30 protein-coding genes and 2 tRNA genes are annotated in these 24,256 nt (G+C 62.8%); 12 read left to right on the top strand and 20 right to left on the bottom strand.

Going from position 1 to position 24,256, the window contains the following annotated elements:
* Positions 1-98: 98 nt before the first annotated feature.
* The 3 genes from FJV77_RS28855 to FJV77_RS28845 all read right to left on the bottom strand — a co-directional run bounded on the left by FJV77_RS28855 (position 99) and on the right by FJV77_RS28845 (position 3,841).
* Positions 99-443 (bottom strand): hypothetical protein, encoded by a 345-nt coding sequence (locus FJV77_RS28855; RefSeq protein ID WP_142869794.1) that lies wholly within the window; start codon positions 441-443, stop codon positions 99-101.
* Between the two features lie 171 nt (positions 444-614).
* Complete coding sequence (locus tag FJV77_RS28850; RefSeq protein WP_142869793.1) at positions 615-1,967, bottom strand: sigma-54 dependent transcriptional regulator; 1,353 nt, start codon at positions 1,965-1,967, stop codon at positions 615-617.
* A complete protein-coding gene (locus FJV77_RS28845) occupies positions 1,967-3,841 on the bottom strand; it encodes an ATP-binding protein (protein ID WP_142869792.1) in 1,875 nt (624 codons plus the stop codon). The genes FJV77_RS28850 and FJV77_RS28845 overlap by 1 nt, the downstream gene beginning before the upstream one ends.
* 212 nt (positions 3,842-4,053) lie before the next feature.
* Here FJV77_RS28845 and FJV77_RS28840 point away from each other — a divergent pair, with 212 nt between their 5' ends.
* Positions 4,054-5,400 carry a dicarboxylate/amino acid:cation symporter gene (locus FJV77_RS28840; RefSeq protein ID WP_142869791.1) on the top strand — a complete coding sequence of 449 codons (1,347 nt, stop codon included), beginning with the start codon at positions 4,054-4,056 and terminating at the stop codon, positions 5,398-5,400.
* A gap of 145 nt (positions 5,401-5,545) precedes the next feature.
* Positions 5,546-6,127 (top strand): histidine phosphatase family protein, encoded by a 582-nt coding sequence (locus FJV77_RS28835; RefSeq protein WP_142869790.1) that lies wholly within the window; start codon positions 5,546-5,548, stop codon positions 6,125-6,127.
* A gap of 279 nt (positions 6,128-6,406) precedes the next feature.
* On the opposite strand, the gene FJV77_RS28830 is transcribed toward FJV77_RS28835, so the two are convergent.
* Positions 6,407-7,159 (bottom strand): pseudouridine synthase, encoded by a 753-nt coding sequence (locus FJV77_RS28830; protein WP_142869789.1) that lies wholly within the window; start codon positions 7,157-7,159, stop codon positions 6,407-6,409.
* A 118-nt stretch (positions 7,160-7,277) separates the two neighbouring features.
* Here FJV77_RS28830 and FJV77_RS33420 point away from each other — a divergent pair, with 118 nt between their 5' ends.
* The gene (locus FJV77_RS33420; protein WP_185970457.1) at positions 7,278-7,439 is read left to right on the top strand and encodes a hypothetical protein; all 162 of its coding nucleotides are present in this window, start codon (positions 7,278-7,280) and stop codon (positions 7,437-7,439) included.
* Positions 7,440-7,445: 6 nt separating this feature from the next.
* Positions 7,446-7,655 carry a DUF768 domain-containing protein gene (locus FJV77_RS28825; protein WP_142869788.1) on the top strand — a complete coding sequence of 70 codons (210 nt, stop codon included), beginning with the start codon at positions 7,446-7,448 and terminating at the stop codon, positions 7,653-7,655.
* Positions 7,656-7,733: 78 nt separating this feature from the next.
* On the opposite strand, the gene FJV77_RS28820 is transcribed toward FJV77_RS28825, so the two are convergent.
* Positions 7,734-8,192: a hypothetical protein gene (locus FJV77_RS28820; RefSeq protein ID WP_142869787.1), complete on the bottom strand. Its 459-nt coding sequence runs from the start codon at positions 8,190-8,192 to the stop codon at positions 7,734-7,736.
* Positions 8,193-8,381: 189 nt separating this feature from the next.
* Between FJV77_RS28820 and FJV77_RS28815 the strand changes: the two genes are divergently transcribed.
* Both FJV77_RS28815 and FJV77_RS28810 read left to right on the top strand, forming a co-directional pair.
* Complete coding sequence (locus tag FJV77_RS28815; RefSeq protein ID WP_142869786.1) at positions 8,382-8,639, top strand: DUF982 domain-containing protein; 258 nt, start codon at positions 8,382-8,384, stop codon at positions 8,637-8,639.
* A gap of 72 nt (positions 8,640-8,711) precedes the next feature.
* Positions 8,712-9,311 (top strand): SOS response-associated peptidase, encoded by a 600-nt coding sequence (locus FJV77_RS28810; protein WP_142869785.1) that lies wholly within the window; start codon positions 8,712-8,714, stop codon positions 9,309-9,311.
* A 93-nt stretch (positions 9,312-9,404) separates the two neighbouring features.
* Here the strand turns inward: FJV77_RS28810 and FJV77_RS28805 are convergent.
* From FJV77_RS28805 to FJV77_RS28760, 10 genes are all read right to left on the bottom strand, one after another.
* Positions 9,405-9,480, bottom strand: a tRNA-Phe gene (locus FJV77_RS28805).
* A gap of 224 nt (positions 9,481-9,704) precedes the next feature.
* Positions 9,705-9,896, bottom strand: coding sequence for a DNA gyrase inhibitor YacG (gene yacG, locus FJV77_RS28800; protein WP_142869784.1), 192 nt, complete (start codon positions 9,894-9,896; stop codon positions 9,705-9,707).
* Positions 9,893-10,519: a Maf-like protein gene (locus tag FJV77_RS28795; protein WP_142869783.1), complete on the bottom strand. Its 627-nt coding sequence runs from the start codon at positions 10,517-10,519 to the stop codon at positions 9,893-9,895. The genes yacG and FJV77_RS28795 overlap by 4 nt, the downstream gene beginning before the upstream one ends.
* A 19-nt stretch (positions 10,520-10,538) precedes the next feature.
* A complete protein-coding gene (gene infA, locus FJV77_RS28790; protein ID WP_006200926.1) occupies positions 10,539-10,757 on the bottom strand; it encodes a translation initiation factor IF-1 in 219 nt (72 codons plus the stop codon).
* A gap of 97 nt (positions 10,758-10,854) precedes the next feature.
* Positions 10,855-11,265, bottom strand: a complete 411-nt coding sequence (locus FJV77_RS28785; protein ID WP_142869798.1) for a low molecular weight phosphatase family protein — start codon at positions 11,263-11,265, stop codon at positions 10,855-10,857.
* A gap of 163 nt (positions 11,266-11,428) precedes the next feature.
* On the bottom strand, positions 11,429-11,914 hold the full coding sequence (locus FJV77_RS28780) for a UPF0262 family protein (protein WP_142869782.1): 486 nt from the start codon (positions 11,912-11,914) through the stop codon (positions 11,429-11,431).
* Between the two features lie 6 nt (positions 11,915-11,920).
* Positions 11,921-13,213: a histidinol dehydrogenase gene (hisD, locus tag FJV77_RS28775; RefSeq protein ID WP_142869781.1), complete on the bottom strand. Its 1,293-nt coding sequence runs from the start codon at positions 13,211-13,213 to the stop codon at positions 11,921-11,923.
* A 51-nt stretch (positions 13,214-13,264) separates the two neighbouring features.
* Positions 13,265-13,699 carry a DUF2948 family protein gene (locus tag FJV77_RS28770; RefSeq protein WP_142869780.1) on the bottom strand — a complete coding sequence of 145 codons (435 nt, stop codon included), beginning with the start codon at positions 13,697-13,699 and terminating at the stop codon, positions 13,265-13,267.
* A gap of 157 nt (positions 13,700-13,856) precedes the next feature.
* Positions 13,857-15,149, bottom strand: coding sequence for a UDP-N-acetylglucosamine 1-carboxyvinyltransferase (gene murA / locus FJV77_RS28765; protein ID WP_142869779.1), 1,293 nt, complete (start codon positions 15,147-15,149; stop codon positions 13,857-13,859).
* A 142-nt stretch (positions 15,150-15,291) separates the two neighbouring features.
* Positions 15,292-15,534, bottom strand: coding sequence for a hypothetical protein (locus FJV77_RS28760; protein WP_142869778.1), 243 nt, complete (start codon positions 15,532-15,534; stop codon positions 15,292-15,294).
* Between the two features lie 148 nt (positions 15,535-15,682).
* Here FJV77_RS28760 and FJV77_RS28755 point away from each other — a divergent pair.
* Both FJV77_RS28755 and FJV77_RS28750 read left to right on the top strand, forming a co-directional pair.
* Positions 15,683-15,757: transfer RNA gene (locus FJV77_RS28755), tRNA-Thr, on the top strand.
* A gap of 382 nt (positions 15,758-16,139) precedes the next feature.
* On the top strand, positions 16,140-16,439 hold the full coding sequence (locus FJV77_RS28750) for a hypothetical protein (protein WP_142869777.1): 300 nt from the start codon (positions 16,140-16,142) through the stop codon (positions 16,437-16,439).
* Between the two features lie 393 nt (positions 16,440-16,832).
* Here FJV77_RS28750 and FJV77_RS28740 read toward each other — a convergent pair whose 3' ends face one another.
* From FJV77_RS28740 to FJV77_RS28720, 5 genes are all read right to left on the bottom strand, one after another.
* Positions 16,833-17,309, bottom strand: a complete 477-nt coding sequence (locus FJV77_RS28740; RefSeq protein ID WP_142869775.1) for a DoxX family protein — start codon at positions 17,307-17,309, stop codon at positions 16,833-16,835.
* 11 nt (positions 17,310-17,320) lie between these two features.
* Positions 17,321-18,106 (bottom strand): DNA-binding domain-containing protein, encoded by a 786-nt coding sequence (locus FJV77_RS28735; protein WP_142869774.1) that lies wholly within the window; start codon positions 18,104-18,106, stop codon positions 17,321-17,323.
* Complete coding sequence (locus tag FJV77_RS28730) at positions 18,093-19,121, bottom strand: DUF692 domain-containing protein (protein WP_142869773.1); 1,029 nt, start codon at positions 19,119-19,121, stop codon at positions 18,093-18,095. The genes FJV77_RS28735 and FJV77_RS28730 overlap by 14 nt, the downstream gene beginning before the upstream one ends.
* Positions 19,122-19,165: 44 nt before the next feature.
* A complete protein-coding gene (locus FJV77_RS28725) occupies positions 19,166-19,435 on the bottom strand; it encodes a DUF2282 domain-containing protein (protein WP_056594632.1) in 270 nt (89 codons plus the stop codon).
* Between the two features lie 233 nt (positions 19,436-19,668).
* Positions 19,669-20,511 (bottom strand): hypothetical protein, encoded by an 843-nt coding sequence (locus FJV77_RS28720; protein WP_142869772.1) that lies wholly within the window; start codon positions 20,509-20,511, stop codon positions 19,669-19,671.
* A gap of 325 nt (positions 20,512-20,836) precedes the next feature.
* On the opposite strand from FJV77_RS28720, the gene FJV77_RS28715 reads away from it, so the two are divergent.
* The 4 genes from FJV77_RS28715 to FJV77_RS28700 all read left to right on the top strand — a co-directional run bounded on the left by FJV77_RS28715 (position 20,837) and on the right by FJV77_RS28700 (position 24,229).
* Positions 20,837-21,751, top strand: a complete 915-nt coding sequence (locus FJV77_RS28715; RefSeq protein ID WP_095775296.1) for a LysR family transcriptional regulator — start codon at positions 20,837-20,839, stop codon at positions 21,749-21,751.
* A gap of 201 nt (positions 21,752-21,952) precedes the next feature.
* Positions 21,953-22,429, top strand: coding sequence for a cupin (locus FJV77_RS28710; RefSeq protein WP_246691410.1), 477 nt, complete (start codon positions 21,953-21,955; stop codon positions 22,427-22,429).
* Between the two features lie 91 nt (positions 22,430-22,520).
* Complete coding sequence (locus FJV77_RS28705) at positions 22,521-23,723, top strand: MFS transporter (RefSeq protein ID WP_142869770.1); 1,203 nt, start codon at positions 22,521-22,523, stop codon at positions 23,721-23,723.
* Positions 23,724-23,785: 62 nt separating this feature from the next.
* On the top strand, positions 23,786-24,229 hold the full coding sequence (locus FJV77_RS28700) for a DUF302 domain-containing protein (protein WP_246691409.1): 444 nt from the start codon (positions 23,786-23,788) through the stop codon (positions 24,227-24,229).
* Positions 24,230-24,256: the final 27 nt, after the last annotated feature.

The raw sequence follows: 24,256 nt of genomic DNA, 5'->3' as shown, positions 1-24,256 counted from the left end.
CCTCCTTTCAACCGCAATGAATCACGAACTCAAACCAAGGGGAATCCTGAATCCTTTAAATCGCGACAGGCTTTAGATCATGATCCAACAAGGATCGATCAAAGGACGAGTGTGAGGGTCGATCCGACCAGCAACAGCGCCGCGATGCCAACGAACAGCGCGTAGATGCGCGGCCGGTCGAGCAGCAGTGCATTGCCTGATATCCAGGCGGCGGTCGCGCCGCCAAGCGCGAACAGGAAGCCGTTGCGATGGCCGAAGGCCATGGCCGCAGCCATCAACCCGCCAATGATCAGCGCGCCGAAGACGATGATCACGGCGACGGCGTATTTCTCGAAGTCGTTGCCGCCACCCATGGCCGGGCCGATCGCGTTCAAATTCTGCAGATCGTCCGGATCGAAGGGGTTGGTCGACCCATACTCGTCTTGACCGACAGGTTCTCGCATCACTCATTCTCCGCTGACCGGCAACAAATCATCAACATCTGCCGAGCGCAACCGGATCGCGCCTTGCCGAAGGCGGCCGATCAGGTCTTCAACACCTTCTGATGCCGACTTGCCACGGTTTTTTCGGACAGGGTCGCAAAATCCGCCACGCTTCGGGCCCACCCCCCTGAATTATCTGGAAAAATCGCTGCGCACGATGCCGTGCCGCTGCAGCTTGTCGTAGAATGTCTTGCGCGGGATGCCGAGGGCCTCGATCGTGCGCCGGACGTCGCCGTCATTGCGGCCAAGTGTCTCGCGGATCACATCGGCCTCATAGCGTTCAAGCCGTTCCGGCAGCGAACCGGCATCATCCGTTTCCGCCGAGGCGGAAGGCGGCGCTTGCGCCGCTTCCTCCAGCCCGAGCACGAAACGCTCGGCGAAATGCGCGAGTTCGCGGACATTGCCCGGCCAGTCATGCTGGCTGAGATAGCGGTGCACCGAAGCAGGCACGGCAGGCATTTGACGGCGGAAGCGGGCGGCGGCGCGCTCGGCGAAGTAGAAGAACAGCAGGGCGACGTCGTCGCGGCGTTCGCGCAGCGGCGGGATCGAGATCGTCACCACGTTGAGCCGGTAATAGAGGTCCTCGCGAAAAGCGCCGCGCTGGCCGGGATCGCCGAGATCGACCTTGGCGGCGGCAACGACACGCAGATCGACCGGCCGCACTTCGTTGGTGCCGAGCGGCGTCACCTCGCGCATTTCCAGCACCCTGAGCATCTGTACCTGGGTCGAAGCCGGCATGCTTTCGATCTCGTCCAGGAACAGCGTGCCGCCGCTCGAATGCTCGATGCGGCCGATCCGCTTCTTCTGGGCGCCGGTGAAGGCACCGGCCTCATGGCCGAACAACTCGCTCTCGATCACCGTGTCCGGCAGCGTGCCGCAATTCAGCGCCACGAAATTGCCTTTGGCGCGCCGGCTCCAGCGATGCAGGAGGCTCGCCACCACCTCCTTGCCGGAGCCGGTTTCGCCGGTCACCAGCACGTCGACATCGGTGTCGGCGATTTGCCGGAGCGTACGGCGCAGCCGTTCCATCGCCGGTGTCTGGCCGATCAGCGGCAGGCCGTCCTGCGCCTGTTCTGCGCTTTCGCGCAAGGCGCGGTTCTCCATCACCAGGCGGCGCTTTTCGGCTGCGCGCGCCACGCTTTGCGCCAGCCGGTCGGCGGCGAACGGCTTGGTGATGAAATCGTAGGCGCCGTCCTTGATCGCCTTGACCGCAACCGCGATGTCGCCATGCCCGGTGACCAGGATCACCGGAATGTCAGGATCGAGCTGCAAAACGCGGTCGAAGAGCTGCAGGCCGTCGATGCCGGGCATACGGATGTCGGACACCACCACACCGGAGAAGTTGGCGTCGAGCCCGGCCAGCGCCTCGGCGGCAGTCGCAAAGGCCGACACCGAAAAGCCGGCCAGCTCCAGCGTCTGCCGCGTGGCTCTCAGCAGCTCGCTGTCGTCGTCGATCAGGATGACCGGTGCGATGTGGTTATCCATCACAGAGCCTTGGCGAGGTGAACGGTGAAGCGCGTGCCGTCTCTGCCGCTCGCCACCTCGATGCGGCCGCCATAATCGGCGACGATGTCCTGCGAGATGACGAGCCCGAGGCCGAGGCCTTTGTCCTTCGACGTGTTGAACGGCGTGAACAGCGATTTGAGGATGGCGGGCGAAATGCCCGGTCCGTTGTCGGCGACGGCAAGCGCCACGCCGTCGGCCGTTTCCTGCGCCGACACTTGCACCCTGGCGCCGTCGCGGCCGTCCAGCGCCTCCAGCGCGTTCTGCAAAAGATTGATCAGCACCTGCTCCAGCCGCAGCCGGTTGCCCATCACCTTGAGCGTCTGCGGTGGCAGCGTGATGTCAAGCGCGTCCAGCCGGCCGGCAAAGCGGCTCCTGAGCAGCACGACCGCCCCTTCGATGACGCCGCGCAACTCGACCGGCTCGGCCGCGGTGCGACCTTTGCGGGCAAAGACCTTCAACTCTTCGGTGATGCCGCCGATGCGCTCCGTCAGCGCCGCAATCGCGCCAAGGTTCTCCTCGGCCGAGGCGGTCTGCTTGCGCTCCAGGAACACACGCGCATTGTCGGCATAGGCGCGGATCGTCGCCACCGGCTGGTTGATCTCATGCGCGACGCCGGCGGCAACCTGGCCGAGGGTGGCAAGACGGTTGGCCTGCACCAGTTCCTGTTGCATGACCTGCAACTTGGCCTCCGTGCTGCGGTGATCGGTGATCTCGGCCTGCAGCCGGTCGCGCGCCAGGCTCAGATCATGCGTGCGCTCGACGACGCGGCGTTCGAGCTCGATGCGCGCCGCCTGTTCGGCGGCAATGCGCATCTGCGCCGACTGCCGGCGCCACAGGAGATAGCCGGCCAGCGCCAGCAGCGGCACCACGACGCCCAGCGCCAGCAGCCGCATTTCACGCACCGCAGCCGCGATCGGCACTTCTGTCGGAACGAGATAGTCGAGCCGCCATGGCGTCGATTGGACCAGTGTCGAAAGCCTGAGATATTCGCTATCGCTGCCGCCGGGCGTCACCGCATGCACCATCGATACGTCAGGGCTCAATGCCTCAGGACGGGTGATCGGCAAGGGGATCAGCGGCGCGTTACCGAATTGCTGGCTGCTCCGGATGGCGGCAGCCAGCGGGCCGGCAAGCGGTGCCGTGGTCATGAAGCGCCAGGACGGCACGCTGGTGATCAACACGACGCCATGGTCGTCGCTGACATAGGCCGGGCGGTTGGCCTCGTGCCAGTCGGCCTCGAGCTGGTCGAATTCCATCTTGACGACGACGACGCCGAGCGGGGCGGCCGCATTGCCGACGCGCCGCGAAATGTAGAGGCCGGGGCGCTTGCTGGTGTTGCCGAGGGCGAAATACTCGGCGGTTCCGGATTGCATGGCGCCGGAGAAGTAGGCGCGGAAACCATAGTCGTTGCCGACGAAGCTGGTCGCCTCGCGCCAGTTGCTGGAAGCGATCGCGAACCCGTCGACGCCGGTGACATAAAGCACCGAAGCCTTGGTGCCGGAGACCAGCCCTTCGAGTTTGCGGTTGAGCACGTCGATCGCGACCGCGCCCTTGTTCTGCAGGGCGTCATGCACCTGCTGGTCCTCGGATAGGAGCAGCGGCAGCGCCCGCGGGCTTTCCAGCACCGCGCGCAGCAGCGCAACCTTCAGATTGGCATCGGTGCGGCCTTGCGCCGCCAGCGTTGCGACCTCGGCACGGCGTGCATAGAGGCCGGCGCCGGTGAGCGCCGTCGCCACGATCACAAGCGCTATTCCCGCAAACAGCAGCCAGGCGCGGCGTGCCCGCTTGCCGAGTTGCTCCGGCGTCGATGACAAGGCAGCGGCAGGGCGTTGCAGCATCGCCCATTTGTGCATGATTTCGCACAAAGCACAATTCAGTCATGCGGATGTCCGCACTTGTGTCTGAGCGACACCAACCTCGATCGATCGAAATAATCAACAAAATCAAGGCGTACGAACTCGCCACGCAGTCTGGCACGGCAGTTGCAATGATCCCATTCAGCAGTCGCGAGGCTGCGGAGGTCAAAGCAACTGCCCCGGGAGGTCGAGCTTTCGATAGGGGCGCCATGGAGGACGTCATGCAGCCAGCATCCGCTGCCGCCGAACCGCGCGGCAAAGTACCTTTCTACCGGCATCTTTACGTGCAGGTGCTGACGGCGATCGCCGCCGGCGTTCTGCTCGGTCATTTCTATCCCGAACTCGGTGCTTCGCTGAAGCCGCTCGGCGATGCCTTCATCAAGCTGGTCAAGATGGTGATCGCGCCGGTCATCTTCCTGACGGTGACGACCGGCATTGCCGGCGTCTCCGACCTGAAAAAGGTCGGCCGCGTCGCCGGCAAGGCGATGGTCTATTTCCTGGTCTTCTCGACCCTGGCGCTGGTCATCGGCTTGGTCGTCTCCAACGTCGTCCAGCCGGGCGCCGGCATGCACATCAATGCGGCGACGCTCGATCCCTCGAAGGTCGCGACCTTCACCGAGAAGGCGCATGACACGACCATCGTCGGCTTCCTCCTCAACATCATCCCCGACACCATCACCGGCGCCTTCGCGCAAGGCGACATCCTGCAGGTGCTGTTCTTCTCCGTGCTGTTCGGCATTTCGCTTGCCCTGGTCGGCGAGCGCGGCCGCCCGGTCGTCGACTTCCTGCAGGCGCTGACGTCGCCGATCTTCCGCTTGGTCGCCATCCTGATGAAGGCCGCCCCCATCGGCGCTTTCGGCGCGATGGCCTTCACCGTCGGCAAATACGGTATCGGCGCGATCGCCAACCTCGCCTTTCTGATCGGCACCTTCTACCTGACGTCGCTGCTCTTCGTGCTGGTCGTGCTCGGCGCTGTTGCATGGTACAATGGCTTCTCGATCCTGGCGCTGATCCGCTACATCAAGGAAGAGCTGCTTTTGGTGCTCGGCACCTCGTCCTCGGAAGCGGCCTTGCCCGGCCTGATGGCCAAGATGGAGCGCGCCGGCTGCAACCGTTCGGTGGTCGGCCTGGTCATCCCGACCGGCTACTCCTTCAATCTCGACGGCACCAACATCTACATGACGCTGGCCGCTCTGTTCATCGCCCAGGCGACCGATACGCCGCTCACCTATGGCGACCAGATCCTGCTGCTGCTCGTCGCCATGCTGAGCTCCAAGGGTGCCGCCGGCATCACCGGCGCCGGCTTCATTACGCTCGCCGCCACGCTCTCGGTCGTGCCTACGGTGCCGGTCGCCGGCATGGCGCTGATCCTTGGCGTCGACCGCTTCATGTCGGAGTGCCGGGCGCTGACCAACTTCGTCGGCAATGCAGTGGCGACCATCGTCGTGGCGCGCTGGGAAGGTGAACTTGACCAGACCAAGTTCGCCGCCGCCATGGCCGGCACATTGTCCGAGGAGGCCGACCTGGCGCTGTCGGGCGATCTGCAGCCCGCCTGATCACGGAACGCTGACGTTCGTCCATGAGGCCGCAGCCGGTTCGCCGGCTGCGGCTTTTTGTTTTGGAGCCGGAGTGCGGCACGGCTGGTGCGGGCTGGGCGTTCCCGGCTAGGGTGCGCTCGGGTTCCAAGCCGAAGGTGAGCGAATGAGCAACGCGTTTCCCGAGATCTACCTTGTCCGTCACGGCGAGACAGAATGGAGCGCTTCGGGAAAACACACCGGCCGCACGGACATACCGTTGACACCAAAGGGCGAGGCAGCCGCCCGAGCCGTTGCGGACCGGCTCAAGGGCCTGTCCTTTAAGGCGGTGTGGTCAAGCCCGTCGCAGCGCGCCTTCAACACCTGCACGCTTGCCGGCTTCGGCGCTGCCGCGGTGAAGAAGGACGATCTGCAGGAATGGGACTATGGCGCCTATGAGGGCGTGAAGACCAAAGAGATTCTGGCCAAGCGTCCCGGCTGGCAATTGTTTCGCGACGGCTGTCCCGGCGGCGAGTCCGCCGCCGATGTCGGCGCCAGGGCCGACGCAATCATCGCCGGGCTGCGCGCCATCGAAGGCAGCGTGCTGGTGTTTTCGAGCTCGCATTTCCTCAGAGTACTGGCAGCACGCTGGCTCGGCCTGCCGCCCGAAGGCGGCGCCCACTTCGTGCTCGACACCGCCAGCATCAGCGTGTTGGGCTACGAGCATGACCTGAGCGAGCCGGTTGTTCGGAAGTGGAACCAGAAGTAGGCGGGGCTGGGTTACCTTTGGAGGTTGGGGAAATCGCCCATCCATTCGTCATCCACGGGCGGAGCAAGGAGCGCAGCGACGCGCGCAGACCCGAGGATCCATTCCGTTACTTCGCGCGAAGGGCAGAGGCGGCTCAAAACTGAGGTCGTTCTGCACCGTTGCAGCGCGTGGACGTCACGGAATGGATTCTAGGGTCTGCGCCGCGTCGCTTCGCTCCTTGCTCCGCCCTAGAATGACGAAGCTCAGAGGTGTCGAGCAGCCAGCCTTCGAGGCCAGCCACTAAACCTCCAGCAACGCCAGCTCCTCATCCGTCAGATGCCGCGCCTTGCCCTTGGCGAGATCGCCGAGCTGCAGGCCGCCGATCGCCACCCTGACCAGCCTCAGCACCTCGACATCGAAGGCGCCGAGCAGGCGGCGGATCTGGCGGTTGCGGCCCTCGTCGAGCACGATTTCCAGCCACGCAGTGCGGCCGCCGCTGCGCAGCACCTTGATCGAGCTTGCGGTCAGCAACTCGCCATCGACGAGCGCGCCTTCGCGAAACCGCGCCAGCATCGCCTCGTCGGGCGCGGCGCCGATCTGCACGTGATAGGCCTTGGCGACATGCGACGCCGGATCGAGCAGGCCATTGGCCCAATGCGTGTCGTTGCTCATCAGCAACAGGCCTTCGCTGGCCTTGTCGAGGCGCCCGACCGGCGACACGAAAGGCAGGTCGAGCCCGGTGAGGCAGTCATAAACGGTGCCGCGCCCCTGTGGGTCGTCGCGGGTGGTGACCACTCCGCGCGGCTTGTTGATCATCAGATAGACCTTTGCCTCGGCAGCGATGTGCGCGCCGTCGACGGCAATGCGGTCGCGATTGAGATCGACGCGAAGCGACGGATCGCGCACCACCTTGCCGCCGACCCGCACGCGCCCATCGGCGATCAGCAGCTCGGCCTGCTTGCGCGAACACAGGCCAAGCTTGGAAAGCGCCCGGTTCAGGCTGACGCCTGCGCCCGGGGCCGGTTGTCGGTTAATATCGGGTGGCTGTGCCATGATCCTGTTTGCATCACAATAAGCGGCAGCGACAGATGCCACGCGGCGCGATGGTGGCGCAACATGCTCGACAGAAGCCGAGTTCTCCAACTCAGGGGCGTCGGGCTCAGCGCCGACCATGGAACGCGGCCTCGCGAAAGACGTTGTTGCTGACGAGCGAACTATCGCGAAGGGCATTGGTATGAAGAAAATCTATGAAAAACCGACGCTCGTGAAGCGAGGCAGGCTCACCAGCGTGACGGCTCAGATCGTCGCTTCCGGGGTCATTCTGGGGCAATAGAAGCCGATGAGCGAGCGCGGCGTTGATTTTCTGCAAGGCTGGATACACGAGCACCTGCCGGGTGAACTGCCTGCCGACAAGGCAACGGCTCGAATCCTGACCACGCTGGCAGCCCTGGATGCTCGGCATTCAGGCCTTGAGGTCAGCGAGATCGAAGAGGATTTGGGTTCGCTGGAAGAGGTGATTTACGAGGCGCTCGATCAGCCCGAAATCTAAGCCCGCTGCAGGCGAATGCAGGCCCATCGCCTTCTCGGCGGTGGGCTTTTCTATGATTGCATCCGTGGGTGCGCAGGCCTATGCGGCACGCACGGATTGCGCTGCCCGGGTCGGCGGCAGTTCGAACACAGTGGCGCCGTTCTCCTGGCCGCTTTCGACATAGCCGATGACGCGGAACCATTTGGCGACGTCGGCCCGCTGCAGCCAGCTGCGCGAGTGGATGGGAAGGTTGCCGGCGAGCGCCTGGACATGGCGGATGTGACGACGACAGAAGCGGACCGTCGCGGCGCTGAAAAAACCCTCCTGCGCGGCAAACAGCGTGTCGGCGGCGTCGCTGTTCTCATGCCAGGCGATGATCGCCACCGTCTTGTCGCCCTCGACCAGCGCGTGGGCGCGACCTTCCTTCAAATTCATCATCAGATTGTCGTAGGCGGCCTTGCTGTCCTTGCCGGCGGCCGCATACTCGTCCGACATACGCGTGGACAAATCCCGAAAAACACTTTCGAGATCGCCGATCGTAGCTGCGCGTGCTCGCATTTCTCCTCCTGCAGCCCCGGCAGGCAGTTTGCCCTAAGAAGAGGGGATCACCAAGCAAATCAAATCCGCGATCGGGCCGATGCGCGCAAAGTGATTTCGGCAAGCGGGGTTTTTGTGTTGGCAAATCGTCCCTGTGGAACCGAACTGGCTCTCCCGAATTGACTTGCGGTCGCGTCCGGGAGGGAAAGCATGCAAGACCAGCATTTCGACGAGCCGGTTCGCGTCGCGCTCGGCAAGTCCAGAAACACCATCTACAAGGTCGAGCGTGTCGCCCAGGCCGCCGACATCCTCATCAACCGGTGGCCGGTGAAGACAGGCCGCTATCACGTCGCCGCCCGCAAAGCCTGCCTCGGCGCTCTCGAAGGCCTGAAAGAGGCCCGCTACGCCCGCGCCGCCTTCGTCAATGCTGCGATCGAGGCCGATATACTGGTTGAGCGCGATGCCTAGAGCGGCCCGTTACTTTTCATCGCCGCTTCGTTTGCCGTAAGTTAGACTTGGCAGTCCGGTCCGGAGCCTTCCATGTGCAACGATTATGAACAGCATATTCTCTGGGCTGAATATTGCCGGATGCTGGAGTCGTTGGCACTCGAGACCCCCACCCACCAAACCGAACTCGACCTGCCGCAGGCGGACGACATCCACATCAATGATCCCGCCCCGATCATGCGCGCCGCCGGCGACACCGGCGTCATTGAACTGGCTTCGATGACGTTCGGATTTCCACCGGCCGGACCAAAAGGCGGACCAGTGTTCAACTTCCGCTCCGAAGGTCGGCAATTCGGGAGCAGCAAACGCTGTCTCGTACCGGCATCCGCCTTCTTCGAATTCACCGGCACCAAATATCCGAAGGCCAAGCATCGCTTCACCCTCAACGGCTCTCCGTTCATGGCCATCGCAGGGCTCTGGCGTGAAGCCGTCGGCAACAAGCCGCCCAGCTTCACCATGCTGACGACCGAGCCTGGACCGGATATCGCGCCCTATCACAATCGGCAGGTCGTGGTGCTTCAGCCTCCGAACTGGTCCGCCTGGCTCAATCTGACGAAGCCGGAAGCCGAACTGCTGCAGCCGCTTCCGGCCGGCTCGCTTGGCGTGGAGACCGTGCGCGCCGAAAGTTCATAATTCGGCTGCGGAGGCGCACCGGCATAGTCAGCGGGCCGGGATCGGGAATCCGCCTGCAAGAGGTCACGCACCTGATTTCTTGGGAGAAAGAGATGGTGCCCAGAGGCGGATTCGAACCACCGACACGCGGATTTTCAGTCCGCTGCTCTACCAACTGAGCTATCTGGGCCTCGCCGGCAAACGAGATATCGTTGGCCGGATTTCAGGAAAGCACCGTGGGCGCCCCTTGAAAGCGCGTGGTTATAGCACGGGAATCCGGCCTGTCCAGCGCCTAAGCGCCGATTTTCCGGGGCAATTGTCGCGGATACGTGACGGGGCTCGATAGGCGTCGGCAAAGCAGCAATCGCGCAAGGTCGGCCAAGTGAAATTGTCGCGGCCGGCGCCGCGCAAACCCTACTTCGGCTCGTCGCTCTCGTCCTCATCATCACGCGCGGTGATGACATAGGCGCCCTTCAGCCAGCGGTTGAGGTCGATGTCCTTGCAGCGCGTCGAGCAGAAGGGATAGGTCTCGCGCGCCGATGGCTTGCCGCATTCGGGGCAGGGACGCTTCGGGCGCAGCGGCGTGACCTTGTCGTCCAGGCTCATGGCCGCGCGGTGTGCCAGTTGGTGTGGACCTTGAAGCCTTCGCCGGAAAGCAGCGCCACCGTCTCGTAGAGCGGCAGGCCAACGACGTTGGTGTAGGAGCCGACCAGCTTGACGACGAAGGAGCCGGCGAGACCCTGCACGGCATAGCCGCCGGCCTTGCCGCGCCATTCGCCGGACGCGACATAGGCGTCGATCTCCTCGCGCGGCAGCCGCTTGAAGCGAACCCTGGATTCAACCAGCCTTTGGCGCAGTTTGCCGCCTGGCGTGATCAGGCAGATGCCGGAATAGACCCGGTGCGAACGGCCCGACAACAGCCCAAGGCAGTTGGCCGCGTCATCCAGCGTCTCGGCTTTGGGCAGGATGCGGCGCCCGACCGCGACCACCGTATCGGCGGCCAGCACGAACCCCGGCGCATAGTCTTCCTCACTTTTCAGCGAAGCCAGCGCCTTCTCGGCTTTTTCCGTCGACAGCCGCTTGGCCAGCGAGCGCGGATGCTCGGCGCGCAGCGGCGTCTCGTCGACATCGGCCGGCAGCACGCGGTCCGGCTCTATGCCGGCCTGCTGCAAAAGCTCGATCCGACGCGGTGAACCCGAGGCAAGCACCAGCTTCTGCAAAATGCTCATCGCGGTCCGGATCTAATTCTTACTTGAAACGATAGGTGATGCGGCCCTTGGTCAGGTCATAGGGCGTCATCTCGACCAGGACCTTGTCGCCGGTCAGGACGCGGATGCGGTTCTTGCGCATACGGCCGGCCGTATGGGCGATGATTTCGTGTTCGTTTTCGAGCTTCACCCTGAACATCGCATTCGGCAACAATTCCGTCACGACACCCGGAAACTCAAGGACTTCTTCCTTCGGCATTCGATACCTTTGCTTGGATTGCAGTTCCGGCGTCCTGGAGTGCCCAGGCCTGAATTTCGGCGGAACCTATATGATAATCGTCCGCTTGTGAACACGCTTAATCCACCGCGTTTTTTGCTTCCGGAAGCAGAAAACGTCGGCTAATCCGCGTTTTCAGCCGCTCGCGGACGTCGCGGTAGCTGGCCATGATCTGCTCGCGCCTGCCGCCGACATCGGTCGGGTCCGGCATCGGCCAGTATTCAACGTCGACGGCAAGCGAGCGGGTGAGTTCGAGCGCGGCATGGTGCGCTTCCGGCGCCAGAGTAACGATCAGGTCGAAATAGTCGTCCTCGAGATCGTCCATTGCTTTCGGCTGGCGCTCGCCCAACGTCAGCCCTTCTTCGGCCAGCACCGCATCGACAAACGGGTCGCGCTCGCCCCTGTGTATGCCGGCAGAAGCAACGAAAGTGGCCGGCGGCAGCATGCGCCGCGCCAGCTGCTCGGCCATCGGCGAGCGCACGGCATTCATACCGCACAAAAACAGGATGGAGCGTGGCGCCGCGGCCACTAGGGCATGATCCCGAAAAGTGGGAACCGGTTTTCTCGGACAAAACGGGAATAGTTTTGTCCAGAGATCATGCTCCAACAAAGAGTCAGATCAGGATGGCCATTCAACGAAGCGTCATCCTGATCTAACCCCGCCAGTGCAGCACGCAGACCAGCGTGAACAGCCGCCGCGCCGTGTCGAAGTCGATGTCGATCTTGCCGGCAAGCCGGTCCATCAGCGTCTGCGAGCCTTCATTGTGCAGGCCGCGCCGGCCCATGTCGATCGCCTCGATATGGCTCGGCGTCGAGGAGCGGATGGCGTCGTAATAGCTTTCGCAGATCAGGTAGTAGTCTTTGACGATGCGTCTGAGCGGCGTCAGCGACAGGATGTGGGTGACAACGGCAGCGCCATCCTCGCGGGCGACCGCAAACACCAGCCGGGATTCGGCCAGCGACAGCTTCAGCCGGTAAGGCCCGGTGCCGTCGTCATTGACCGGCTGAAAGCTGTTTTCCTCGATCAGGTCGAAGATCGCCACCGCGCGCTCATGTTCGACGTCGGGCGTCGAACGGCCGATCGATTCGTCGAGTTCGACGTCGATCAGTCTTGTGCGGGTTGGATCGCCGTCCGCCATGTCCGCCTACATGTTCAGCCGGATGGCGACGGAGCGGCCATGCGCGTCGAGGCCTTCCGCCTTGGCCAGCGCGATCGCCGCCGGCGCAAGTGCTCTCAGTTGCTCTGGCCCGAGCTTCAGGATCGAGGTGCGCTTGACGAAATCGAGCACCGACAGGCCCGACGAGAAACGCGCCGAACGCGCCGTCGGCAGCACGTGGTTGGAGCCGCCGACATAGTCGCCAATGACTTCGGGCGTATGGCGGCCCAGAAACACCGCACCTGCATTGCGCATCCTGGCGAGGAAACCCTCGGCGTCGTCGATGGCCAACTCGACATGTTCGGCGGCGATGCGGTCGACCAGCGGCAGCGAGGCCTCGATGGTCTCCACCAGGATCACCGCCCCGAAATCGCGCCAGCTGGCGGCCGCCGTTTCAGCACGGGGCAGGCTCTGTAACTGGCGCTCGACCGCCTGTTCGACGGCTTTGCCAAACGCGGGATCGTCGGTGATCAGGATCGATTGCGCCGACACGTCATGCTCGGCCTGGGCCAGAAGGTCGGCGGCAATCCAGTCGGGATCGTTGCTGCCGTCGGCCACCACCAGCACTTCTGACGGGCCGGCGATCATGTCGATGCCAACCGTGCCGAACACCTGGCGCTTGGCCGCGGCGACATAGGCATTGCCGGGTCCGACGATCTTGGCGACCGGCTTTATTGTTTCGGTACCATGGGCAAGCGCTGCGATCGCCTGCGCGCCACCGACGCGGTAGATTTCCGAGACGCCGGAAATGTCGGCCGCCACCAGCACCAGCGGGTTGATGACGCCGCCCGGCGCCGGCACCACGATGACGATGCGCTCGACGCCCGCCACCCTGGCCGGTACGGCGTTCATCAGCACCGAGCTTGGATAGCTGGCTGTGCCGCCCGGCACATAGAGCCCGACCGCCTCGATCGCCGTCCAGCGCGAACCCAATTCGACGCCGGCGGCATCGGTATAGCGGTCGTCCCTGGGCATTTGCCGTTCGTGATGGGATCGGATGCGGTCACGGGCGAATTTCAGCGCCTCGACCGTCTCCGGATCGGCCGCTTTGTAGGCCTGAGCGACATCGTCCCTGGAGACGGCGATGCCGAGCTGGCTCAACTCGGCCTTGTCGAACTTCAAGGTATAGTCGATCAGCGCCGCGTCGCCCTCGGCACGCACCCGCGCGATAATGGCGCGTACGGCGGTGTCGACGTCCTCCGACACCTCCCGCTTGGTTGTCAGGAAGGCGGCGAAACGCTGCTCGAAACCGGCGTCGGACTGGCGGAGTGTGATGGCCATCGGCTGCGTCTAGATCATGATGAGAGTTGGTTGAAATCTCGGGATCATGCTTTAGCCCCTATGCACCGGACGCGAGGTGGCTTCCCAGGCGCCGCCTATGTCGGCAAGCCGCGCCTCGATGCACTCGACATCGAGCATGATGGCGCCGCCGCCGGAGAAGACCAGCTCGACGATGCCGGCTGGCTTGCTGATCTCGACAAAGCTGATTGCCAAGAGCGACAGCACCTCAGCCGGTCGGTCGCGGGCGATGCCGTTGGTCTTGGCGCCGAGTACGCGGTCGAAATGCAGCACCGCCTGGCGCCGTTCATTGTGCTGGCTGAACAGGCCGGACTTCGCCTCCCAGACGAAGCGGTTCATGGTCAGCAGGAAACGCTTGGCCGAAGGTAAATATTCGAGGTCCGAGACCTTCATCACGGCGTCCTGGACGTGGGCCGAGACAATGCTCAGATCCTGATCGTCGAGCGCAATGAGTTTGAGGGCTGCCATGCCGAATGCACACCTGAAAGTTGGTTTCAGCCCTCTGTTAGGCGGTCTTTCCGGTCCGTGCAACCGCGCCCCGGGGCCAGCGCCTCGGGTTTTAAGGTCTCATCGGGGAATGAAGGCAGCACCAGACTCCTGTTTGTCTGGAGCAACTGCCGCGCGGTTAAGCCGAAATCCGCTCGATCACCGCGCCGCAGTTGGACAGCTTTTCTTCCAGCCGCTCAAAACCGCGGTCGAGGTGGTAGACGCGGTTGACCGTGGTTTCGCCTTCGGCCGCCAGGCCTGCGATGACCAGCGACACCGAGGCGCGCAGATCGGTCGCCATCACAGGCGCGCCCTTCAGCTTGGCGACGCCGTCGACGATTGCCGTCTGGCCCGACAGCGTGATGTGGGCGCCGAGCCGGGCCAGTTCCTGCACATGCATGAAGCGGTTTTCGAAGATGGTCTCGGTGATGCGCGACTTGCCGTTGGCCATGGTCATCAGGCCCATGAACTGTGCCTGCAGGTCGGTCGGGAAGGCCGGGAAGGGCGCCGTCGTGACGTCGACCGGCGCAATGCCGGCGCCGTTGCGCCGCACACGAATGCCGGAATTGGTCGGCGTGATCTCGGCGCCGGTCTGCGCAATCACGTCGAGCGCGGTCTGCAGCAGCTCGGGGCGAGCGCCTTCCAGCACCACGTCGCCGCCGGTCATGGCCACGGCCATGGCATAGGTGCCGGTCTCGATGCGGTCGGGGATGACGCGCACGCGCGCGCCCGACAGCGATTCGACGCCGTCAATGGTGATGGTCGGCGTGCCGGCGCCGGAGATCTTGGCGCCCATGGCGTTGAGGCATTCGGCGAGGTTAACGATTTCGGGCTCGCAGGCGGCGTTTTCCAGCACCGTCTCGCCCTTGGCCAGCGATGCCGCCATCATCAGCACATGGGTGGCGCCGACCGAGACTTTCGGAAACACGTAGCGGTTGCCGACGAGGCGGCCGTTCCTGGTCTTGGCCAGGACATAGCCGGTGTCGACATCGATGTCGGCGCCCAGCGCCTGCAGGCCTTCAAGGAACAGATCGACCGGCCGCGTGCCGATGGCGCAACCGCCCGGCAACGACACTTTGGCCTCGCCCATGCGGGCCAGCAGCGGGCCGATCACCCAGAACGACGCCCGCATCTTCGACACCAGCTCGTAAGGCGCGGTCGTGTCGACGATGTTGCGGGCCGAGAAATTGATGGTGCGCGAATAGCCCTCATTCTGCTTTTCGCGGCGGCCGTTGACCGAATAATCGACGCCGTGATTGCCGAGGATGCGGATCAGCTGCTCGACATCGGCCAGATGGGGCACGTTTTCCAGCGTCAGCGTGTCGTCGGTGAGCAGCGACGCGATCATCAGCGGCAGGGCTGCGTTTTTCGCGCCCGAAATCGGAATGCTTCCGGCGAGCTTGTTGCCGCCGACAATTCTGATGCGATCCATGAGAGAATGTCCCCTCGGCCCGAAAGGCCGGTTTTCGTCAGTTTGAGTATCGGCCCGTCTAGACCATTGGCCGGCTTGGTTCAAGAAATAGGATTTCTTGGCCCCTTTGGCCAAGGTGGCGGGCCAGTGTGGCGGCTTTTGGTTAGTCCTTGTGCATTTTTTCAGCAGCCGCCAGGCCTTCCGGCCGCTGGTCGGCGTCGCCGGCGCGCTGCTTGTCAGCGTCGCCGGCGCGCTGCTTGTCAGCATCGCCGTTGCGCCGTGAACGCGCCTGCGCCTTGCGCTTCATGAGATTGGCGCGCAGCTGCTCTGCCAGGCGGTCCTTGCGGTCCGTGCCGCTCTTTTTTGCCGGATCGGCCCTTTTCGGTGGAATTGTCTTGTCGTTCATCGTCCCGTCCCACCCGTGACTGGCAGGCTTGCCGTTCTGGGATAGCTAGCATTGTGGCGCCGCCATGTCAGCGAAACTTGTCTGGCAAAGCCTTTCACAGATGCCTTGCGCTTGCCGGTTCGATATGGCAGAAGCCCCGCCATCAGCGGCTGCGGTAGCTCAGTGGTAGAGCACTCCCTTGGTAAGGGAGAGGTCGAGAGTTCAATCCTCTCTCGCAGCACCAGATTTTCCAAAACAGCCAAGCGCAAAGGCTCTGAGGTTTGGCAGGGCAAGTTCCGAATCCCTCAGCGGCTATGGGGTCGGTGCGAAGATTTGGTGCGTCTCGTGTGGTTCTTCAAGGTGACAAGCGCCGGCAAGCGCTCCCTGAAGACGGCAAACAGCGAGAGGCGCATCCCGGCCCATCTTGCGCTGGTGGCGGAGGGCTTCCTTCGGTGGGTGAGGAGCAAGGAGGTGGGGCTGGCGCGCCCTGGGCTGTCCCCTAACCAGGGGCTACGCCACCTCAGGCAACATACGATCACATCTTCGTGTCGATGTAACTGACCGCAAATGTCCGGCGAACCCACGAATGGGGCAACTGTGCCCCTCAAAAAATGGGAGTATTCCAAATGCATTCGTTCAAGATCTTTGTCGCCGCTAGCATTGCCGCCCTGTGTGTGTCGCAGGCGTTCGCCGAAGACACGATGGGTACGATGTCCATGATGAAGGGTGGGCAAGTCACGGCGATCATGCCCGACGGGCATATGGGCACCATGATGCCAGACGCCAAAATGAGCGCCGAAATGATGAAGATGGCCAAGCCGATCAAGCATTGCATGATGATGATGACTGACGCCAAGGGCAAAACCTACATGATCGATACGTCGACCAAGAAGGCCCAGGCCGAGTGCGAAAAAATGGCGATGTAGAAGCCTCCGGGCTCCGCCGACGCTTTCATCCCGCCGGCACGCGCGCTGGCGGGATGTCCCATCCATCCTTCGCCGTCAGAGTTCTGCCGGAGCACTGTCGCTGATCCCGTCTGCCATGGCCCTGGCCTCGCAGGGTTGATAGGCTCCATGGGTGTGCTAGGCCGGGTCGATCGAGACAGGATCCGACATGGCACCCATTTCGCGAAAACACCCGATGCTGCGGCGCTCGCAGGCAATGTGGGTTTCGCGGCGCGTCTGGCAGCCCCGCCTGCCGCTGGTGATGACGCCGCTCGGGTTTGTTCTGTGCAACGGCGCCCACCCTAATTCACATCGATTTCAGGACATAGGGGTCTGGAAGTCGGCGAGCCTCGGATGCGCACCGTGCTTCCTCAGTCATTTTCTAGACGCTGAAAAGGTCCGCTCTGCGACGTAGTCGAGCGAAAGGACGCCGGCGCCCCGTGTTAGAACGAGCAGCAACAGCGATGCCCACAGCAGGTGTTCGGCCCAGTTCTCCGGAAAAACGAAGATCTGGATAACCGAAACGACGCCGAGCAGCATCAGCGCGCCAAGACGCGAAAACAGCCCCAGGAAAAGCAGCACCGCCCCGGTGATCTCTGCCGTTGTCGCCAACGGCGCCGCGATCGACGGATCGATAAGGGGCAGATTGTATTCGCTGGCGAACAGCTGCAGCGTCACCGGCCAGGACGCCAGCTTCGATTGTGCAGACTGCCAGAAGACATGCGCAATCGCGACCCGAGCTGCGAGCTGGACCAGCGAAAATGGGATACGCTCCGGCAACTTGATCACTCGTCGGTAAAGACCAACAAGGCCGGCAGGGCGAGGCGTGGAATATTCCGGTATCGCAGTCATGATCGTCTCCTTCAGTTTGGGAGGGGGAGCACCGGGACGCGCACGTCGGTGACGAGCCTGTCGCGGAAAAGACGCACAAGCGCTGAAACCAGGTCGAAGGTCGGGTCGAGCGCCAAGGCGCGGCCAGCGGCATGCTCAAGGCCGAAGCCGTGCTTCAGCGAATGCCAGAAGGCGAAGCTCGCGCGGTCAAGCAGAAAAAGCCGCACGTAGTTCCCCGATCGCCACAGCGCCACGCGTTCGGGGCGCCTTATCCAGGTGATTTTTTCACCGGCCGCCGTCTCCTTTTGATGCTCCATCCATACCGATAGGATCGACCAGTGCGAGACGATCAATCGCAGTGAGGGCTGGAGCAGGATATCCGGCGACAGCCCAAGGTCGGTGCTGTCGTATTCTGCGAGACTGCGGGCCGGCAGCGAAGCTGTATCCAGCGCTTCGGCAATGGCCCATTCGAGCCGCGCCGTCTCGGCGACGATCGGCATGTCGGACAGGGTGTCGATGGTCTTCAGGAAGCGAGGGAAGCCCGCGCCATAGCGCACCAGGCGCGACTCCGCCGGCGGATGCCGTCGAATGAACTCGCTCGCCATGAAGCGGAAGAAACGTTCGTCGACGAGGCGGGCCGTAACGGGGAACACTGCCATCAGCACGGCAGTCAAAGAACTGCGTGTGTTGTTCTGGTAGATGCGCAGGCGAGCCATTGGGTCGGCCTTGCCGGCGGTGAGCATTTTTGCGTCGATCAGAGGCTCCATGGCGAGCACCGAGCGCGCCACGATTGTCTGCAAATGTTCAAGCGGCAGCATGATATCCTCCCTCGATCGTCGGCAAGGCCATGTGCATGGCCGGTTTGGCTCTGGCGGCGGCAAATGCCGCAAGCACAGGCATGCTGGTTCGCGTGCTTTCGAAAGTTGGCAGGCTGGACACTGGCAGGACCATGGTCGGGACGGTCTGCCTTGCGGCCTGCTTGCGGCCGAACATGATCGAAGCGGAGAGCATGTCGGCCCACATCGCTTCGCCGAGCAGCACGTCGAGAACCGGAACATCGGTATCCCATTCGATCAGCGTCGGGCGCGGCCCGAGATGGCTGATGGCATGGTGATAGAGCCCCCAGACAACTGGCGGCACGCGAGAGCCGTGATCGTCGATCAGCACGGTGTCGCCGCCGACCTCATTGGTCGCGTGGCCGGCAAGGTGGATCTCCCCGATGGCATCGGCGGGCAAAGCGTCGATGAAGGTCTTTGCGTCGTATTGGAGATTGTGCGCCGAAACCTGGACATTGTTGACGTCCAGCAGCAGGCCGCAGCCAGTTTGCGCCACCAGCTCGGCCAGAAATTCAGCCTCATTCATGGAGGAGTCCGCAAACGCGACATAGGCGGATAGGTTCTCGATCAGAACACGTCGCTTCAACGTATCCTGGACGGTTGCCACGTTGCGCGCCACGATCGCCAGCGCCTCTTCGTCGTAGCGAAGCGGCAGCAGGTCGTTGAGATAGGCGCCGTCGGCAACGCTCCAGGCAAGATGCTCCGAAACGAGATCAGGCTGGAACCGCTCGCAGACCTTGCGCAGCCTCTCCAGGTGGTCGCGGTCCACGCCTTGAGCGCTGCCCAGAGACAGGCCAACCCCGTGCACTGACAGTGGATATATCTGGCGCAGCCGTTCAAGCGCCTCGACGGCGGCGCCGTCGCCCATATAGTTCTCGGCATGCACTTCGAGCCAGCCAGCAGAGGGTCTCCGGGTCAGCATCTCGCTGATGTGAGGAGAGCGCAGACCGATGCCCGCGGATGCCGGGATCGTGAGGGGCTGAAATGCACGGGTCATCGGTCTGCTCCCTTCCAAAGGGGGTTGGCTTGAAGTCTGGTTGTTCAGGCTTTCGGCTTGTCACTGCCGCCGGTGATCTTGGCGCAGCTGCCGGCCGGCACGTAGAGCCAGGAATCCGGCTGGTTGTCGGCGGTCGAGGTGCCCGCGCATGAGTGCGTTGCGGTCTGGCAGTCGTTCTGGCCGGCCTTGACGACGCCATAGCACTTCTCGAACGAGAAGCTGGGCTGAGCGGCCGGGCCGCTATAGGCTGCAGTTGCAGCAAGCGAGGTGGCGGCGGCGAGGGCCGATCCGATGAGGGTCTTGGTGTTGATCACGGTCGTTTCTCCTGGTTGCGTTTCGAGGAAAGACTGACCTCGCGGCCTGTCTGCAAGCAGTGTCGTCCGACGCGCGATAAAGCTGAAATGCTGTCTCGGCATGGATTTGATACGCGGTCACTATGTTGAGGAGGATAACGAGCAAAAAGCCCTCCGGCGGGGAACCGGAGGGCTTGGCGCCTGCACTTCGTGAGCGAAGGGAAGCAGGCGCGGCCAGGCGGAGGGAGGCGCGCCTAGACGTATCGATTTTTGCTGTCGACGACGGAGCTTTCGCTTGAGGTCGAGTGGTCGGCGAGAAGCCAGTCCTCGGCTCGCTGCCGTCCGCGGTCACGTATCTCGGTCAATTCGCCCCAGTCGGTCCAAGGCCTGGTAAACAGCGCAGCGCTTGTTCTGTGATGACTGTCGAAGAGGACAGATGCAGGGTTCACGGCATTTGCGGCGAGGCGGTAACCAGCACAAGGCGTCATGCAGCCGGAGGGTTTGCCGCCGACTATGAGCCAATGCCCAACCTCGATAGGCTGCATCGGCGGCAATGCCGAAAAATCGCCTTCGCCCCAATACGTATCGCCGTTGATTTCCACGGGCGGAAAGAGGAATGGGACCGTCGCTCCCGCCAGGATCGCCTCGATCGACAATTGGTCGCCGGAGAAAATCGTCACGGTATCGGTGCGGGCATTCGAAGCCAGGATGTTGAGCTTCAACGGGCAGCTATTTTTGTGCAACTCGGCAATGTCGATCGACTGCTCCAGGATCGATTTCAATGGACTGGCTATCGCGGCCACGGACATCGATGCGTGGCTGACGCGCCGCCAGAAATTGGTAAGCGCCGTCCTTGCCCCACGCCTGCCACCCAGAGCCAGTCCGTAGGCAAGAACCGCAGCCTCCATGCCTGCGAAACCGGATGCGGTGATGCTGCGGAAGGAAAGGCGAGGTTCATCCAGCAAGCGATCGAGCACGCCCCAGACAAATGCGCCGTGCGCGTCGCTTGCCAGCGTAATGTCGATAAGCTGGCGGTCTTCCATCGCGGGTCTTGCACCGGCAATGAAGGCTTCGTCGGTTGTGGCCTGGATTTGCATCTTGGGTCTCCTCCCGAAACGCCAGGCAGGGCGTTCGATGGAGACACTGCCGCATGATCCTCCATTAGCGAAATGCCAAGGTGGCATGAACTCCATAGGGAGATTGCATTGGCTGCAATCCCTTGCGCACCGCAAGGTTTTGCCAGGCTGGCTAGAATCCCGCGATCTCGTGTCAGCAACACAAGCTGTCCGCAGCGCACACCGTCACGGGCGCCATGACGGACCGCTATCGACTTTATAGCCGCAGTGCATTGGCGCCAAAGCGCGCCTTACGGCAGTCTCCGAAGCACGAACAGCCACGTCTGCAATTCGGGGACAAATCGGCATGGACATTCACCACATCCGTTACTTCCTGGCCGTGTGCGAGACGCGAAACTTCACGCGCGCAGGTGAAAAGTGCAACGTCACTCAGCCGGCTCTATCCCGCGCCATCCAGCAACTCGAGGAAGAGGTCGGAGGGTTGCTGTTTCGTCGTGAACGAAGCTTGACCCACCTGACCGACCTGGGTGTGCTTCTCCGCCCCCGTTTTCAGCAGATACTCGACGAACTGACTGGAGTGCGGCAGGAGGCGTCGAGGTTCCTGTGCCTGGAAAACGCCAACCTCAAGGTCGGTGTCATGTGCACCATCGGCCCCCGTCGCTTCACCGGCTTGCTGACCGACTTCAATCGGCGGCAACAGGGCATCCAGCTGCAACTGGTTGAGGGCGTGCCGGCATCGCTCTCCCAACTTCTGGAGTCCGGCGAGATCGACGTCGCGATCATGGCGTCAAGCGACAGCTTCCCGGACCGCTTCGACGTCACACCGCTTTATCGCGAGCGCTTTGTCCTCGCCTTTCCAAACGGCCATCGGCTGGCCCGCAATGACAACGTGGCCATCTCGGAACTCGATGGCGAAAATTATCTCAGACGTCTCAATTGCGAGTATCGCGATCACCTCGCCGGCCTGTGCACGGATCGGGGCGTGAAGCTCAGGATCTCCTACGCCAGCGAACGCGAGGACTGGATCCAGAATATGGTGTCCGGAGGACTGGGCATCTGCTTCATCCCCGAATTCAGTGCGGTGATTCCAGGGTTGCAGGTCCGTCCCGTCATTGATCCTGAGGTCTGGCGGGAAGTATCCTTGGTTGTCGTTGCGGGACGCAGGTTCTCGCCTGCGGCATCGGCTTTCGTAAACAGCGTCAAGGCGCATGGCTGGCCTGAGAGCGCGATCGTCCAGGCGATCCAAAAGACCGCTGCCTGAAGCAAAATCGAAGAATTAGAGGATCGCGCGAGGCGGTTTGCCGCGTGTGCCTCACATGCAGGTGTGATGGTCCACGATAGTTTTCAGGTATCGATTTGAGAGCCAGTCAGCATTTCTCTTTTCGGATCGCTCCGGTCACTCTCCAGGTCATGCCCCGCCTCCCGCGTTTGGGCACCGACAAAGGAGAAATACAAGATGGCTATGAAGAAACTCACCCTTGCATTTGCGGCAGGTCTGCTTTCGGCAACCGCTGCATTTTCCTCTGCTCCGGCCTTCGCCGGCGACTGCCCTGCCGGCCAGGCCGCAACGACCGATATTCAGGAACATCCCAGCAAACCGGTTGGCGTTGTCGACACGGTTCTCTCGGCCATCGATCTGAGCAGCAAGGGCGAGGCCTGGAAAGGCAATATGCTGCGTCTTCGCAAGCTCGTCGTTCAGCCAGGCGGCGTCGTGCCGTGGCATGAGCACAATCTGCGCCCGGCCAACATCCTCATCATCGAAGGCTCGATCACCGAATACCGCAGCACCTGCAAGGTGGGGATCGAGCATCCGGCTGGCGATGTGACCGCCGAGTTCGGCCAGCTCGCCCATTGGTGGAAGAACAACGGCAAGGTTCCGGCCGTGCTCTACTCCGCCGACGTCTTGCCGCCCGCGATGCCCGACGACCACATGATGTGATCCGGGTATTTCGGCGAACAGTCCCACCCTCAGCAACCGAAAGCGCGTCCTCAGGTGATTGCCTGGGGACGTCCGGCCACGGAGCCCCGTCATGACAACCAGTGAACAGACAGAGACGGCGCGGCTGCACACCGTGGCCGCCGACAGTTGGCGCTTTGGCCTTGTTGCACTGATCGCATTTCTTACGCTGGTCGATCTGTTCGCCACCCAGGCAATCCTGCCCTCACTGGTGATAAAATTCGGCGTCAGCCGCGCGACCATGGGCTTCGCCGTCAATGCCAGCACGTTCGGCATGGCGGTAGCCGGGATCGCCATCGCTCTGTTCGGGCGCGGCATAGATCGCCGCAATGGCATCTGGATCAGCCTCGCCATCCTTGCCATCCCAACGACGCTGCTTTCGCAAACAGACAGCATCGTCGTCTTCGCCTTTTTGCGCGTGGCGCAAGGCCTGTGCATGTCGACCGCGTTCACGCTGACGATGGCCTACCTGGCCGAGCATTTCTCCGCGCGGCAGACGACGAGTGCGCTTGCCGCCTATGTGACGGGCAACGTCGCCAGCAACTTTTTCGGACGGCTGATGTCGGCCGCCGTCGCCGACACGTTCGGCATCTCCACCAACTTCCTGACCTTCGCGGCCCTCAATCTATTTGGCGCGGCGCTCGTCTGGTTCACGCTGCAAAAGACCTCCGCAACGACGCGCGCCGATGCGATCGGTCAAACTGTCCGTGCGTCCTGGAAGGGCCCCCTGGAAAATGCCGAACTGCGCGCTTGTTTCACGATCGGCTTCCTGATCCTCTTCGTCTTTATAGGCACTTTCACCTATGTCAATTTCCAGCTTGTCGCCCCGCCGCTGTCACTGTCGCCGATGGCACTGGGACTGATCTATTTCGTCTTCCTGCCATCGATGCTGACCACGCCACTCGCCGGACGTGTCACGGCCGGTCTCGGCCCGAGGATCGGCATCGGTGCCACGCTTGCGATGGCAATCGCCGGGCTGCTGCTGTTGCTCACGACCAGCCTGCCGTTCGTCCTTGCAGGGATGGCGCTGGTCGCAATGGGAACCTTCCTGGCGCAAGCGATAGCTACCGGACATGTCAGCCGGACCGCCTCGCGCGATCGCACCGCCGCGAGCGGCATCTACCTCGCCTCCTACTATGCGGGTGGGCTCGCTGGCAGCTTCGTCATCGGACAGATTTACGACCGGATCGGGTGGACTGCATGCGTGGCCGTGCTCGCCGCCTTCCTTGTCGGCGCGATCGCAGTGGCGCGCGCGCTTCAACCCTCAAAGACGTGACACCCAAAACCGAAAATGGCTATCCAACAAAGGAGACTGACATGACCAACTACCTGAAGACCATGATTGCCGGAGCCACCATGCTGATAGCTGCCGTCATCCCGGCCGCCGCTTCTGATGGCGTCGTTACGGTGAAGAGCGACTATTCCGTCGCAGAAACCGTCGCCCGCATCAAGAAGGATGTCCTCAAGAAGGGCATCAAGTTCTTCGGCGTCATCGACCAGGCAAAGCTTGGCTACAATGCCGGCAACGATGTCAGGCCGTCGCGGCTGGTGATGTTCGGCAATCCGGCGCTCGGCACAACCTTCATCACATCCAACCCCGAAGCCGGTCTCGACTGGCCGGTGCGCGTGCTGGTCTACCAGACTGCGGATGGCACGGTTTACGCCGCCTATAGCGATTTCGACTGGATCGCCAAGCGCCATGGCATCACCGACCGCGCCCCGCAGTTCAAGATGGCGACCGAGGTCATCCAGTCCGTGACCTCGACGATCAGGAAGAACTGAGCGTGGACAAGTGCCGGAGGTTCGTCG

The sequence above is a fragment of the Mesorhizobium sp. WSM4306 genome, from assembly GCF_007003975.1.
Taxonomy (GTDB): Bacteria; Pseudomonadota; Alphaproteobacteria; order Rhizobiales; family Rhizobiaceae; genus Mesorhizobium.
The sequence above is the reverse complement of the archived record's forward strand: the minus strand, read 5'-3'. Positions and strand labels throughout refer to the sequence as shown.